At 70.6% G+C, this 13,789-nt stretch carries 17 protein-coding genes and 1 tRNA gene; 8 read left to right on the top strand and 10 right to left on the bottom strand.

Annotation, left to right across the window (positions count from 1 at the left end; translation table 11 throughout):
• Positions 1-23: 23 nt before the first annotated feature.
• From MK177_05170 to MK177_05160, 3 genes are all read left to right on the top strand, one after another.
• Positions 24-254 (top strand): DUF3107 domain-containing protein, encoded by a 231-nt coding sequence (locus MK177_05170; GenBank protein ID MCH2426707.1) that lies wholly within the window; start codon positions 24-26, stop codon positions 252-254.
• A gap of 22 nt (positions 255-276) precedes the next feature.
• Positions 277-1,806 carry a PAS domain-containing sensor histidine kinase gene (locus MK177_05165; GenBank protein MCH2426706.1) on the top strand — a complete coding sequence of 510 codons (1,530 nt, stop codon included), beginning with the start codon at positions 277-279 and terminating at the stop codon, positions 1,804-1,806.
• A 75-nt stretch (positions 1,807-1,881) separates the two neighbouring features.
• On the top strand, positions 1,882-2,616 hold the full coding sequence (locus MK177_05160; protein ID MCH2426705.1) for a glycerophosphodiester phosphodiesterase: 735 nt from the start codon (positions 1,882-1,884) through the stop codon (positions 2,614-2,616).
• A 31-nt stretch (positions 2,617-2,647) separates the two neighbouring features.
• On the opposite strand, the gene MK177_05155 is transcribed toward MK177_05160, so the two are convergent.
• Both MK177_05155 and MK177_05150 read right to left on the bottom strand, forming a co-directional pair.
• Entirely contained in the window at positions 2,648-3,613 is a 966-nt protein-coding gene (locus MK177_05155) for a hypothetical protein (protein MCH2426704.1), read from the bottom strand.
• 10 nt (positions 3,614-3,623) lie between these two features.
• Entirely contained in the window at positions 3,624-3,902 is a 279-nt protein-coding gene (locus tag MK177_05150; protein MCH2426703.1) for a hypothetical protein, read from the bottom strand.
• A gap of 212 nt (positions 3,903-4,114) precedes the next feature.
• Here MK177_05150 and MK177_05145 point away from each other — a divergent pair, with 212 nt between their 5' ends.
• Positions 4,115-4,933, top strand: coding sequence for an electron transfer flavoprotein subunit beta/FixA family protein (locus MK177_05145; GenBank protein ID MCH2426702.1), 819 nt, complete (start codon positions 4,115-4,117; stop codon positions 4,931-4,933).
• A gap of 9 nt (positions 4,934-4,942) precedes the next feature.
• A complete protein-coding gene (locus tag MK177_05140; GenBank protein ID MCH2426701.1) occupies positions 4,943-5,911 on the top strand; it encodes an electron transfer flavoprotein subunit alpha/FixB family protein in 969 nt (322 codons plus the stop codon).
• Between the two features lie 41 nt (positions 5,912-5,952).
• On the opposite strand, the gene MK177_05135 is transcribed toward MK177_05140, so the two are convergent.
• The 4 genes from MK177_05135 to MK177_05120 form a co-directional block, all read right to left on the bottom strand.
• Entirely contained in the window at positions 5,953-6,960 is a 1,008-nt protein-coding gene (locus MK177_05135; protein ID MCH2426700.1) for a hypothetical protein, read from the bottom strand.
• A 25-nt stretch (positions 6,961-6,985) separates the two neighbouring features.
• The gene (locus MK177_05130; GenBank protein ID MCH2426699.1) at positions 6,986-7,687 is read right to left on the bottom strand and encodes an SCO1664 family protein; all 702 of its coding nucleotides are present in this window, start codon (positions 7,685-7,687) and stop codon (positions 6,986-6,988) included.
• A gap of 91 nt (positions 7,688-7,778) precedes the next feature.
• Positions 7,779-8,279, bottom strand: a complete 501-nt coding sequence (locus MK177_05125; protein ID MCH2426698.1) for a DUF3090 family protein — start codon at positions 8,277-8,279, stop codon at positions 7,779-7,781.
• A 43-nt stretch (positions 8,280-8,322) separates the two neighbouring features.
• Positions 8,323-8,979, bottom strand: a complete 657-nt coding sequence (locus MK177_05120; protein ID MCH2426697.1) for a histidine phosphatase family protein — start codon at positions 8,977-8,979, stop codon at positions 8,323-8,325.
• Positions 8,980-9,003: 24 nt separating this feature from the next.
• Between MK177_05120 and MK177_05115 the strand changes: the two genes are divergently transcribed.
• On the top strand, positions 9,004-9,681 hold the full coding sequence (locus MK177_05115; GenBank protein MCH2426696.1) for a uracil-DNA glycosylase: 678 nt from the start codon (positions 9,004-9,006) through the stop codon (positions 9,679-9,681).
• A 41-nt stretch (positions 9,682-9,722) separates the two neighbouring features.
• Positions 9,723-10,073 carry a hypothetical protein gene (locus MK177_05110; protein MCH2426695.1) on the top strand — a complete coding sequence of 117 codons (351 nt, stop codon included), beginning with the start codon at positions 9,723-9,725 and terminating at the stop codon, positions 10,071-10,073.
• A 79-nt stretch (positions 10,074-10,152) separates the two neighbouring features.
• Here the strand turns inward: MK177_05110 and MK177_05105 are convergent, their stop codons facing one another.
• From MK177_05105 to MK177_05095, 3 genes are all read right to left on the bottom strand, one after another.
• Positions 10,153-11,307 carry a Coenzyme F420 hydrogenase/dehydrogenase, beta subunit C-terminal domain gene (locus MK177_05105; protein ID MCH2426694.1) on the bottom strand — a complete coding sequence of 385 codons (1,155 nt, stop codon included), beginning with the start codon at positions 11,305-11,307 and terminating at the stop codon, positions 10,153-10,155.
• Between the two features lie 92 nt (positions 11,308-11,399).
• Positions 11,400-11,474: transfer RNA gene (locus MK177_05100), tRNA-Arg, on the bottom strand.
• 63 nt (positions 11,475-11,537) lie between these two features.
• On the bottom strand, positions 11,538-11,930 hold the full coding sequence (locus tag MK177_05095) for a PPOX class F420-dependent oxidoreductase (protein ID MCH2426693.1): 393 nt from the start codon (positions 11,928-11,930) through the stop codon (positions 11,538-11,540).
• Between the two features lie 127 nt (positions 11,931-12,057).
• On the opposite strand from MK177_05095, the gene MK177_05090 reads away from it, so the two are divergent.
• Entirely contained in the window at positions 12,058-12,789 is a 732-nt protein-coding gene (locus MK177_05090; protein ID MCH2426692.1) for a dienelactone hydrolase family protein, read from the top strand.
• A gap of 56 nt (positions 12,790-12,845) precedes the next feature.
• Here MK177_05090 and MK177_05085 read toward each other — a convergent pair whose 3' ends face one another.
• On the bottom strand, positions 12,846-13,784 hold the full coding sequence (locus tag MK177_05085; GenBank protein MCH2426691.1) for an ROK family protein: 939 nt from the start codon (positions 13,782-13,784) through the stop codon (positions 12,846-12,848).
• Positions 13,785-13,789 lie beyond the last annotated feature (5 nt).

Here is a 13,789-nt window from a genome sequence, read left to right as displayed (position 1 = left end):
CGGATACCCCGGAGGAGCATGACGTGGACCTGCGAATCGGTGTGAGGGACAACCCCAGGGAGATCAGGGTCGAGATGGCCGACGACACCGACGTTGGCGCCCTGCGGGCCGACGTGGATGCCGCCGTCGCCGGTGGAGAGGCCGTGTTGTGGTTCACCGACGTGAGGGGACGCCAGGTGGGCGTGCCCTCAGGCAGGATCGCCTACGTGGACATCGGCGCGGCAGGTTCCGAGAACCCGGTCGGCTTCGGCTGACCGCTGACGGCGGGGTCGGACCGTGGCAACGTTGGCCGAGTTGGCCCGGGCGCACACGGAACTCGACGATGCCGACATAGGCCACCTCCAGGACCTGGTCAGCATCTGGGGGCTGCTGTCCGACCTCTCCTTTGCCGACCTGCTCCTCTTCGGACGCCGACGCGGCGATCCAGAGGCGCCGCTGATCCTGTTGGGACACGTGCGGCCCACCACCGGCACCACCCTCTACCGCGCGGACCTGGTCGGTCATGTCTTCGAGCCACTCCGCCGTCCGCTGGTCGCCGAGGCGTTCGCCACCGGTTCAGCCACCTCCGGCACCGTCAACGTCGGGGCCGACCGCGACGTCAACCTGCTTGCCGTGCCGGTCCGATGTTCCGACACGACGGTCGCTGTGATGGCGCGGGAACGTATACGGCCCGTCGACCGACCGACCAGCGAGCAGGAGAGGACCTACCTGACGGTGTTCGACAGGTTCGCCATGATGCTGGAGGCCGGTGAGTTCCCGTACCGCGAGGAGGAACGGCTCCGCCACCGCACCCCACGGGTCGGCGACGGCCTGCTGCTGGTCGACTCCGAAGGAAGGATCGAGTTCGCCTCGCCCAATGCCGTCTCCCTGCTCCATCGCCTCGGGATGACCCGGGGAGTCATCGGTGCCCGGTTCGACGACACGGGGCTCGGGTCGTCGATGCTGCGTGCCGCGTTCGCCCGTCGCTCGGCCGTGATCGAAGAAATGGAGCGCCACGACGAGGTGGCGGTGGTCAGCCACTGCTTCCCGCTGCTCGAGTCCGGGACGGCCACGGGCGCCATCGTGCTCGTACGCGACGTGACCGAGCTGCGTCGGCGGGACCGCCAGCTGGTGTCCAGGGACGCCACCATCCGGGAGATCCACCACCGGGTGAAGAACAACCTGCAGACCATCTCGTCACTGCTGCGGCTCCAGGCCCGGCGCCTGCAGGGAGTTGAGGCCCGGGCGGCGCTCGATGAATCGGTTCGCCGCATCGGGGCGATCTCGGTGGTGCACGAGACGCTGGCTCAGAGCGCCGAGGCCGACGTGGCGTTCTCGGAGATCGTGAGCCCCCTGGTCCGGGTGGTCGAGGAGAGCGTGTCGTCGCCCCTGCGGCCGTTGGCGTTCACCGTCGAAGGTGATGCTGGGGTGCTGCCCGGGCAGGTCACGACGACGATGGCCGTCGTCCTCACCGAACTGCTCCAGAACGTCGTCGACCATGCCTTCCCGCCGGGGTCAGGGTTGGCGGACGACGGCACGTCGGACGGCCCGGTCGGTTCGGGCCAGGTCGGCATCCACCTGGATCGGCGACCTGACGGCCTGTTCGTCCGTGTGGTCGACGACGGGGTGGGACTCCCCGAGGGCTTCGACCTGTCGGAGGTCACCGGCCTGGGCCTGACGATCGTCCGCACGTTCGTTGAGGGCGAGCTGGGGGGTCGAATACGACTTCTGCCCGTGGAGCGGGGGACCGGGACCATGGCCGAGGTGTGGGTGCCCGCCGCACGTCTGGTCGGCCCGTGGGGTGACGCCAATGAGCCCACGACCTGAGCCGGGTTCCCGCCCTAGGGTCGATGGCGTGAACAGCCCATCGTCCGTACGTGGCGTCCGCGCGCGGAGGTCTGCGTGACCGATCCCCGCTCAGACGGGCGGCCCATGGTCGTGGCCCACCGGGGCGCATCCCACGACAGGCCGGAGAACACGGCGGCCGCTTTCACCGAGGCCCGGCTCCAGGGCGCCGACTGGGTGGAGCTCGACGTCCGGCTGTCGGCCGACGACGTGCTGATGGTCCACCACGACGCCCATTACGGCGATGGGCGTCTCGTGCGCGAGGTCCCGGCCGGCGATTCTCCGGAGGACGTCCTGAACCTGGCCGAGGCGCTGGAGGCCTGCGACGGAATGGGTGTCAACGTGGAGGTCAAGAACCTCCCCGGCGACCCCGACCACGACGCTTCGGACCTGGTGTGCGAGGCGGTGGCCGGCCTGGTGGCCGCCTACCGGCCTACCGACGAACTGCTCGTCTCATCCTTCGACATCACCGCGGTGGACCGCATCCGGGCCTCCGAGCCATCGCTGCCCACCGGATGGCTGGTGATGGAACGACACGGAACCGACCTGATGCTGGACCGGGCGGTGGCACACGGGCATGGGGCGGTGTGCCCGTGGGACACCCTGGTCGACGAGTCGATGGTGGAGGCGGCCCACGAGCGGGGCCTCCGGGTGGTGGTCTGGACGGTCGACGATCCCGGGCGCATCCTGCAGCTGGCCGACTGGGAAGTGGACGGCATCATCACCGATTGCCCCGGGGTGGCGCGTCGGGTGATCGACGGGCACCTGGATGGAACCTGGGTCGACGGCTGACGGGTTCCCGGTCGGAGCCTCACCCTCGGGCTCAACCGAAGGCGGCCGAGGCCAGGGGGACCACCAGGTCCAGGGCATCCGGAACGTGGCGGACCGACAGGGTCGTCGCCTCGCCGAGGTGGTCGCCGTCGACCTGCCATGGCACGGGACGCGAGGCTGCTATGACGGCCTCGGCGACGTCGGTCCTGACGTCGACCGACGGACTGGACCCGACGGTCGCCCGGCCTACCCCCAGTGCGCCGGCTAACGCCGGAAGGAGCCTGCCTGGTGAGAGTGACCGGAAGGTGACGATGGCCAGTGGGCTGTCCAGCGTCGCCTCGGGAACCAGGGATAGGCCCCGGGTACCCAGGTATGTGTAGGGGTCCGTGTTGAGGCACACGGTGAACACGCCCGGGACCCCTGAGGCCGGATCTGGCGGACCCGGCTCGTCTAGGCGTCGACTGGCCACCCGGAACACCGGGCGTCGATGGTCGTAGTGGCGGATCCACGTGTCGACGGCGGCGGCGATGAACAGGGGATGGCCGGCGAACCGCTTGAGCAGGCCACCGCGCCGCTCCACCTGCTCGACCACCGCGGCGTCGAAGCCGATGCCGGCGTGGAACAGGAAGTACCGGTCGCCAATGGCGCCAAGGCCAACCCGTCGGATCGAAGCGGCCTCGATGGCATCCAGCAGGGCACCGGTGGCCTCGACAGCGTCGTCGGGCAGGCCGATGGTGCGGGCGAAGACGTTGGTCGACCCGCCGGGCAGGGCGGCCAACGCCGTGTCGGTTCCGGCCAGGCCATTGGCAGCCTCGTTGAGGGTGCCGTCGCCACCCAGAACCACGACCACGTCCATGCCGTCGTTGGACGCGCTCTGGGCCAGGCGGGTTGCGTGGCCCCGTCGGGTGGTGGCGGCCACCTCGAGGCGGTGGTCGGCCGACAGGGCCTTCTGGATGACGATGCGGGTACGGGCCGTCACCGAAGACGCCGACGGGTTCACGATCAGCAGGACCTTCACCGGAGGCTCCTCACGGGACGGTGGCGACGATGGCGTCGAGCAGGGGCTGGAGGACGGGGTCCAGCAGGGTGGACGGGGGTCGTGGGGCCGACCCCGTGTGGGCCACGACAACGCCGGCCGGGCGGTCGATGGCGAGGACCTGCCCGTGGGCGCCCCGGGCCATCGGCCGGGCATGGCCGTCGAGGTGGCGGATCCACCACTGCGACCGGTACGACCACCCCTGCATGGTCTGCAGGTCGGCCAGGGCGAACAGCTCCAGGTCGCCACCCAGGAACGGCTCGTCGGCCACCACCTCCGGGAGGACCCTGACGCCAGCGGACCTGGGGCCAGGCGTAGAACGAACCGTCGTCGAAGCGGATGCGGGCCTCGGGCGGTGGCGGGAATCCCTCCATCCACCGGATCTGGTCTGGCGCGGCCATCGTCGAACCCTAGGTCGGGCCGTCGGGCGGGTCGTCCGATGGCCCGGGTGACCGAGAACCGCAGCGAAAACCCTGTCCACGGATGGTCTCGTTGCCCGGTGCACAGGGCACACTCTCCGACATGATCGTCGTGGTATGTGTGAAGCAGATCCCCGATCCGGCGGACCCTGGTGCGATGGATCCGGAAACCAAGACCCTCCAGCGAGACGTCAAGCTCATCCTGGATGAGTCGGACTCCTACGGCGTCGAGATGGGCCTGCAGCTGGTGGACGCCGCCGGCGATGGCGAGGTGAGGCTCGTCTCCATGGCCCCGGACGGCGAGGTGGGCGGCCTGCGTACCGCCCTGGCCATGGGTGCCGCCAGCGCCGTGCTGGTCAGCGACGAGGCACTCGCCGGTTCCGACGCCCTGTCGACGGCCAAGGTGCTGGCCGCCGCCATCCAGCGCTGCGAGCCCGACCTGGTCCTGACCGCCACCGAGTCCAGCGACGGCTACACCGGGACCGTGCCGGTCCAGGTCGCCGAGCTGCTGGGATACCCGTCGGTGACGTTCGGCAAGGAGATCGAGGTGGCTGACGGCGTCGCCACGGTGAAGCGCCAGACCGAGGCCGGCTTCGACCAGGTCGAATGCCCGCTGCCCGCCGTGGTCTCTGTGACCGCCGGCGTGGTGGAGCCCCGCTATCCCTCCTTCAAGGGGATCATGGGCGCCAAGAACAAGCCGGTCGACCAGATCGACCTGGCCGGCCTGGGGATCGACCCGGCGACCGTCGGATGGGCCGGCGCCCGCCAGGAGATCATCGACATCTCCGTTGCTCCCGCCCGGGATGCCGGTGAGATAGTCCACGACGACGGCGACGCCCACGAGCGCATCCTGGCGTTCCTGGACGACCTCAAGGTCCTGTAGGAGGCCGTCATGGGAATCTCGAAGATCTGGGTGTTCGGTGAGGCCACCGAGGCCGGTGCGACGGCTTCCACGCTGGAGCTGCTCACCAGGGCCCGCCAGCTGGCCGACACCGTCGAGGTGGTCATGTCCGGTGACGCCGGCGCCGTCGCCGGCGCCCTGGGCGCCCACGGCGCCACCACCGTCCACACCATCGGCGTCATCGAGGGGTCGCTGGCCGGCCCCCGCATCGCCTCGGCGATCGCCGGCGCCGTAGAGGTCGGGACCGGTCCCGACGTACTGCTCTGTTCCACCTCCTACGACGGCCGTGACGTGGCTGGACGCCTGTCGGCCAAGATCGACCGTCCCGTCATCACCAACGTGGTCGACCTGATCGCCGACGGTGACCGCCTGCTTGGCAGCGAGCCCGTCTTCGGCGGTACCACCGACGTGACGACCGGCTTCACGGACTCCGGTACCGCCATTTTCCTGGTGCGCCCCAAGTCGTTCACCGCTGAGGAATCGGGCGGTGCCCCGGCCGAGGTCGTGGACATTGCCGTAGGCGACCTCAGCGGCACCGGGTCGGCAACGGTGAAGGAGCGCTTCGTCGAGGAGAGCAGCGGGCCGAAGCTGGACGAGGCGACGATCGTGGTGTCAGGCGGTCGCGGTCTCGGCGAGGCCGAGAAGTACGAGATGATCGAGTCGCTGGCCAAACTGGTGAAGGGGGCGCCCGGAGCGTCGCGTGCCGTGGTGGATGCCGGCTGGGTGCCCTACTCGTACCAGGTCGGACAGACGGGCAAGGTCGTGAAGCCCACCGTCTACCTGGCATGCGGCATCTCCGGTGCCACCCAGCACCTGGTGGGCATGAAGGGCTCGGCCAACATCATCGCCATCAACAAGGACGAGGAGGCGCCGATCTTCGGCATCGCCGACCTCGGCATCGTGGGTGACGTGCACAAGGTGCTACCCAGGCTGATCGAGGCACTCGAAGCCCGGGGCTGAGACCCGACCCACCCGCGGTGGCGTCGGCCACCGCACCGGGCTCAATCCGTCGGATCAGCCGAGTCCCGGGCGCTTAGTGCCCACGCCAGGCCGTCCAGCGTGTCCTCTACGGCCAGTTGCAGGTGCCAACCGGTCGGCGGCGAGCCGTCATCGAATCGCCACCACCGCAGGTCGCCGATGGCGCGGCCCAGGTCGTCGGCATCAGGCGGCCAGTCGGCGTCCAGCCCGGCCAGCGCCGATGCGCACCACCACGCCTCGAACCGGCCACGGGCCATGCCCCGTCGTCGCCCATGGGCACCACCTGAGGCTCCGGCCCAGGCCAGGAGCCCGAAGGCCTCGTCGCCACGAAGGGCCCGCCTCCGCCCGGCTGACCCGGTCAGGGCCGTCACGGCCTGTGTGGCGTCGCCCCGGACGGCCACAGCGGATCGTCGGCCGTTGGACTGCTCGGTCCACACGTTCGTCAGGTCCAGGAGGGCGCCCAGCCCCGGTACCGCCTCGGGCCCGCCCGCCTTCGCCGGCTCCCGGGGCTCGACCGGTGCGAGCGGTCCGGGAGCAGGTACCGGGTCGTCGATGGCGTAGGCCCCGATGGTCGGCCCGGCGGGCGTCGGCTCCCAGGCGGCGAGGCGCAGCGGCAGGCCGAGTGGGTCCTCGGCCAACTCGGCGCCGGTGAGGTCCTCGCCCCGGGCCACCCTCTCGTGGGCGACGACGGCGCGGATCGGCCCTGCCGCGTCGGTAGGGAGGTGGACGTCCATCTCGGCCCAGGTGTGGGACGTCGACGCCACTTCGGCCAGCGGGGCGATCCCGAAGGTCGTGGCGTCCCGGAGCACCGCCGCGACGGCCGCTTCGGCCGGGGCCTCCAGCGCCAGGCGGTGGTCGGCATGGTCGGCGGCAGGCCACAGCTGGTGGCCCCGGTCGTGGGCCGCCCGGGACCGGATGGAGACCTGTTCCAGGGCCTCCCAGTCGCCGTCCTCGCAGGCACCGTCGATCAGCCGGAGGAGCCCGTCGAGGTCGCCGTCGGCCAGCAGCCGGTCGAGGTGGCGTCCGCTCACCGGTTCGGGTTCCCGGTGGGCATCCTCAGACCAGAGGCCACGGGACGCGGCGACCGCTGGCGTCGACGGGCAGCTCGCCGGCCTCGACGACGGCACGTGCCCGTGTGAGCACGGCGTCGCGTTCGAACGGGTCCAGCATCCGGGACAGCCCCTCGGAGAGTCCGTCGGCGAGCAGGCGGACCAGGTCGGCGGTCGGCCCGTCGCCGATCGGATCACCGGCGAAGTCCCAGATCACCGTCCGGACCTTGAACTGGTGGTGGAAGCAGAGGGCGTTGTCGATGGCCCAGAGGTGGCCGTCGCGGCCGGCCAGCACGTGGCCCGCCTTGCGGTCGGTGTTGTTGGCCACCAGGTCGAAGGCCGCCAGCCGGCGGAGGTCGTCGGACCGCTCGGGGTCGTCCCGGAGGGTGAAGTAGTGCTGCTCGTAGTCGCACGGTACGTACAGCTGGACCGACCCTTCGCCAAACGGTCCGTCCCGGACGATCGTGGGAGGCACCAGCCCCCATCCCAGCTGGTGGGCCAGCTCCCAGGCCGCTGCCTCCCGTCGGTACAGCCCGGTGGGGAAGTCGTGGAGGGGGCGCTCGCCGCGACGCGGCTTGTACACGCCCTGGAGGACGGGTTCATCGCCGGTGTCCGGGTGGGTGACGTCTACGAGGAATGTGGCGTTGGACGTCCACGGCATGCGGCCCAGGACATCGATGTCGCCGGTCGAGAGGATCTCCACGGCCATGTGGTCCTCGACGGGCCCTCGCTCCCGGAACGGATCGGGGGCAGTTCCTGCCGGGTGTGGGTCCGTCGGCGTCGGTGACGGGACCGCCGCGTCAGTTGGCACAGGGGCACCAGCCGTCGACCGTCGGATCCAGCGGTGCGCCGCACCACGGGCACGGGGGCCTGCCGGCGGCCACCAGTTGGCGGGCCCGGACGATGAACGCAGCCACCAGCTCCCGACGCATCGGGAACCGGGCCTGGGCTGGGAGCAGGTCCTCGTCCCGCAGGAGCTCCTCGGCAATGAGCACCAGCCGGTCTGTGGACTGCTGGTAGGTGATGCCGAGGCTCCCGACGACCCAGTCGGCCTCGACCGGGTCGTCGAACTCGGCGGCCGTCTCCACGATCTCGCTGGCCGGTTCGTCGATCGGCGGGAGGTCGCCCATGAGGCCGTCCAGGAAGTCGGCCAGCCCGGCCACCTGCTGCTTCTCCAGCTTGAGGGACACCACCTGTCCGGCCCGGCGGGCCTGGATGAAGAAGACCCGCCGCCCCAGTGGTCCGACCGTGCCCGCGGTGAAGGCGTCCGTGTCGTCCCAGTCGATCTCCGGTCGTTCCATCGTGGGGGAGCCTAGGAGTCGCCTGGGGTGCCGCCGGTCGTGGTCACGACGGGCTGAGCCCGCCCAGCGGGCCGGTCGAGTTGACGGTCAGCACGGTGGGTCGCTCGGGGCCGTGGAGCACGGCGCTCACCGAGCAGGGGCCGACCACAAGGCGTTGGAACAGGTCCAGGGGAGAGCCCAGGGCCTGGGCCAGTGCCGCCTTGATTGGATCGGCGTGCGATACGCAGACGATGGTCTCACCGGGGTGGCGGGCCACCAGGTCGGCGACCTGGCCGGTGATCCGGGCCTGCATCTCGGCGAACGATTCGCCCTTCGGGAACCGGAAGGCCGAGGGCTGGTGCTGCACCGTGGACCACGCCTTCAGCTTCATGAGGTCCTTCAGGCGTCGCCCGGTCCAGGCGCCGAACTCGCATTCGATGAGCCCGGAGGCGGTTCGGACCCGTCGACCAACGGCTCGGGCGATCGGTGCGGCGGTCTCCCGTGTGCGTTCCATCGGCGAGGCGTACACGGCCGCCACGCCCTTTCCGGGCAGGTGCGAGGCCAGCCCGGCCACATGGGCCGCCAACGCCTCGGCCTGCGCACGGCCCTCGTCGGAAAGGTGCAGGCCCGGTGCGCGGCCGGGGAGCCGGGCACCGGTGGTCGGGGTGCGACCGTGGCGCACGTAGAGCACCAGCGTCGGGGAGCGGTCGTCTCCGGGCATGGCCGTCGAACCTACCCTGCCTTCATGGATGGACGCCGACTGCTGCTGGCGGTGCACGACGAGGTGGTGGGGTGCCGCGCCTGCCCGCGCCTGGTGGCGTGGCGGGAGCAGGTGGCGACAGAGAAGCGGGCCGCCTACCGGGACCAGGATTACTGGGGCCGACCGGTGCCGGGGTTCGGCGACCCGTCGGCACGGATCCTCATCGTGGGCCTGGCACCGGCGGCCCACGGTGCCAACCGGACCGGACGGGTGTTCACCGGCGACCGCTCCGGCGACTTCCTGTTCGGGGCCCTCCACCGGGTGGGTCTGGCCAACCAGCCGGAGGCAATCGGTCCCGACGACGGCCTCCGGCTGACCGACGTGTTCATCACCGCCCCGGTCAAGTGCGCCCCGCCGGCAAACAAGCCCACGCCCGACGAGAAGGCGGCCTGCCGACCCTTCTTCCAGCGGGAGGTCGCCGCACTGGACCGGGTCCGGGTCGTGGTGGTCCTTGGGCAGATCGGCTACGTGGCGGCGGCGGCCGAGTTCGGGCTCCGACCCCGGCCGAGGTTCGGCCACGGCGTGGAGGCTCCACTCGCCGATGGCCGGACCATCCTCTGCTCGTACCACGTCAGCCAGCAGAACACCTTCACAGGTCGTCTCACGGAGCCCATGTTCGACGCCGTCCTGGACAGGGCCCGGGAGCTGGCCACAGCGGGCTGATCCCGGCCGGAGGTCGGGGGACCGCCGATAGCCTCTGCGCCGTGATTCGCTTCCGTTTCCTTCTCGCCGTTCTAGCCGTAGTTGTTCTGGCCGCCGGCTGCGTGTCGTCCGGTGAGCCGGTCTCCTGGGAGGACCAGGCCGACGAATCGGGCGAGGGCCTGGTGGAGCGGGAGTTCGTCGCCGCCTGCATGGCGGCCAACGACGACCTATCCCAGATGAAGGCGAAGACGTTCTGTGCCTGCGTGCTGGACCAGGTGCAGGCAGCGGTCACGTTCGAGGAGTTCACGGAGCTGGACGACTTCATTGACAAACACCGGGACGACGTGAGCAAGGCGATGCTGGGTGAGCACTACGGCTGGTTCGTGGAGGCCACGGAGGCCTGCGCCACCTGATCGGTCCGCGGACGGTGGTTCCCGTCCGACCGCCGGCCCTACGGTTCAGCCGGTTCCCATCGGCACACGCATCGGGGGTTCAGCCGGCCCTGGCCGGCAGGCCGACCCGGGCGCTTTCGTTGGCCCATACCGGCCACCGCTCCCGGCTCTTGGCTGCCAGCTTGTGCATGAGGGCGATGGCACCCGGGTCGCTGTCACCCGGTCTGCCCTCGATCACGCCTTCTTCGAGCATCCTCATGATGATCTGGCGACCCAACTCGGTGCGCACGATCGTCAGGGTCCAGTCGTTGTTCTCGCCGATGCCGCCGGTCGAGATGTCGGCGTGCTCGGCGGCGAAGTCGGGGCAGTGGTTGCACCCCTCGCGGGTCCAGGCGTGGCACTCCTTGAGGTTCACCTCGTGGTAGTCGCCGTTGCGCATCCAGATCTGGAACACGCCCTTGATGTTCATCTTGACCATCTCCTCCTTGCGGAGGCGGTACTTGGCCCAGAACAGCTCCTCGAAGATCGAGTCGTCGAACGACTTGGAGCAGAGCAGGCCGATGTTCAGCTTGATCGGCCTGCCGACCTTGCCGACCTTGCGGTGCCACATGACCGGGCCTATGGACGTCTGGCAGCTCATGCCGACGAGGGCGAGGGCCGAGAGTCCCTGTTCGACCGCCTGGGGCAGGGCCAGCGTGTTGGCCGAGTAGGTGTAGCGGCTGCCCGCACCGGCCAGCACCGATTTCCTGTCGGTGGCCAGCGCCGGTATGGCCTTCCAGCTGTTCGATCCGTCTGCGCCCGGCTTCTCCAGGTGGCTGGTCAGGGCGCCGTCGATGATCCCGTTCTCGAGGCACCAGATGAGGATGGCCGAGACCAGCCCGCCGTCCTGGCCCATGGCATGGACGGTGTCGTCGCTGGCCCGGGTGAGCAGGACGTCCTTGTAGATGCCGGACATCTCGTCGGGTCGGCGCTCCCGTGCGAACAGGTGCTGGTCGGCCTCGGTCTCCCAGTTGCGGAACCGGGGACAGGCGCGCGTGCACGACGTGCAGCCCTTCTGGCCGTGGCCGCAGTCGGTTGCGCCCAGGTCCTCCTCGAGGTGGAACGGGGTGTACTTCCCGGGTTCGTGTTCGTAGCCGATGACGTCGTGGGGACATGCGATCACGCAGCCTGCGCAACCCGTGCAGAGGCCGGTGTCGATGACCTCCTCGTAGAGCTCCTTCCACTGGAAGGACCACTTCTCGCGCTGCGCGGCCATCCACGTCACCCTAGCCACGGCCCCGGTTGTGCCCGGATCCGGGCCGGGCGCGACGGAGGCACCGTCTTCCGCTCTGGGTGACGGTGCCCTGGTGGCGCCCCTGGCGGGACTCGAACCCACGCACACGGCTCCGGAGGCCGATGCTCTATCCGCTGAGCTACAGGGGCCGGGACGGGTCAGGCTACCGGTCCGGTAGTCGGGCAAGGCTGGGCGGGCGCGAACGTCGGTGTTCAGTCGAGGGTGATCACCAGGGCGCAATCGGCGGCGGCACCCCTGCCGGCGAGGCGACCGATGGCGCCCATGAACCAGACGACGACGACGACGACCCCGAACCCGTACTTGCGGCGGATGGCGGTGCGGACCGCTGCCAACTCGTCGGCGTCGCCGAGTCGGGCCGTTCCCGTGCGGGGGGTCGAGCCGTTGACGATTGTCCCCCCGGTGTCGCTGGCCTGGATCCGCACCTGCGGATTCCGTCGGATCCTGCGGACCTTCCAGGAGTCCGAGCCGGTGGTGAAGCCGACCTGATCCCTGCCGACGGCGGTGATCCATACCGGTACATGCTTGGGTCGGCCATCGGCGGTCCACGTCGTGAGGCGCACGTACCTCTCGTCGGCTATCGACATGGGGCCCTTCGGGTCTCGGGTCGTCGGTGCAGTCTGCCCGATGGTCCGGGGCTTGGTCGGGGTCTGGGTTGGTCGGGTCCGGGTCCTGACGGGCTGCGGCTCAGGTGGCCTATGTTCGTGTCCCCGGATGACGGAGGCGACGATGGGCGAGGACGATCAGGAGGCGACGATGGGTGTGATGGTGGAGTTCCCGGCCAACGGGACGACGGCGGGCGGCTACCTGGTGGTGCCCGAGACCGGTAGCGGACCTGGCGTGGTCGTGCTCCAGGAGTGGTGGGGCCTGGTCCCCCAGATCAAGGGGGTCTGCGATCGCCTGGCCGGCGAGGGCTTCGTGGCCCTGGCCCCCGACCTGTACCACGGGGAGATGGCCGAGCACACGGAGATGGACAGAGCCGGGGAGCTCATGACGGGCCTGCCCCCCGAACAGGCGGCTCGGGACATGTCGGCGGCCATCGACTTCCTGCTGGACCACGACGCCACCACCGGCGACGCCGTCGGGGTGACCGGCTTCTGCATGGGCGGGATGCTCACCCTGCTGATCGCCGCCCTGGAGGGTGACCGGGTGGCTGCCGCCGCACCCTTCTACGGGGCACCGCTGGGCGACGGCGCACCCGATTGGTCCGGCCTGTCGGCCGCCGTCGAGGGCCACCTGGCCGAGAACGACGACTTCTTCCCGCCGGAGGCCATCAACGCCCTGGGTGCCGAGCTCAGGGAGGCGGGCCGCGACGTGGTGTTCCACGTGTACGAGGGCACCGGGCACGGCTTCGCCAACGAGGAGAACCCCCTGGGCACCTGGGACGAGGCCGCGGCCGCCACGGCCTGGGGCCGTACCGTGGGCTTCCTGCGCTCCCGCCTCTGACGTCGCTGGGCTCTCCGCGCTCCCGCCTCTGACGTAGGTCCCCGTAGCCGGTCCGGTCAGTCCGGGTCGCCGGCCAGGAGCGCTGCACCCAGCGCCCCGGCGTCAGCTCCCAGCTGCGCCAGCACCACCTCAACCGGCGGCCGGGAATCGGCCCCCGCCACCAGGCCTCCCATGGCGGAGTCGACGCCGGCCCGCAGCGGCTCACCCACCTCGGCCAGCCCACCACCCAGCACCACACGCTGGAGGTCGAGGAGCACGACCAGGTTGGCCACCCCCCGTGCCACCTCTGTGCACCATCGGTCGAACACGGAAGCGGCCTGCGGGTCGCCGTCGGCTAGCGCCTCGATGACGTGGAATCCGGTGACGGCGTCGGGGGAGCCGGCCAGGGCCACCCCCCGGTCGAAGGCCCCGGCCGACGCCGCCTCGCTGCCGAGGCGTCCCAGGGCGCTCCCCGACGCGTAGTACTCCCAGGGCCCACGTTGTCCCGTGACGTGGACCGGGCCGTCGGCCGACACCACCATGTGACCCGGCTCCCCTGAGAAGCCGTGGGCTCCCCGCTGCAGGCGTCCCCCGAGGACGAAGCCTCCTCCGATACCCGTACCTAGAGTGATCAGTGCGAAGTCGTCGCATCCACGGCCCGCTCCCAGCCTGGCCTCGGCGAGCGTGGCGGTGGTGGCGTCGTTGCCGACGGCCACCGGCAGCCCGAGGGCCCGTTCCAGGTCGGGGCCCACGGGGTGGCCGACGGCGCTGCGCAGGTTCGGCGACCAGGCCACCGTGCCCGACCGTTCGGCCAGTCCGGCGATGCCCAGGCCCACGGCGCTGACCGGGGTAGGGCTGCGTTCCCGGAGGCTGCCCGCCATCGCGGCCAGCTTCCCGACCAGCGTGGGTCCGTCCCCGTCGCTGGAGGTCAGCTCCCTGTCGACGATGGCGTCCGTCGCCGGATCGACCAGCAGGGCCGATGCCTTGGTTCCCCCGACGTCGATGCCGATCAGCATGGCCC

Source organism: Acidimicrobiales bacterium (genome assembly GCA_022452145.1).
Classification (GTDB): domain Bacteria; phylum Actinomycetota; class Acidimicrobiia; order Acidimicrobiales; family MedAcidi-G1; genus UBA9410.
This window is presented reverse-complemented; position numbering and strand designations above follow the sequence as displayed.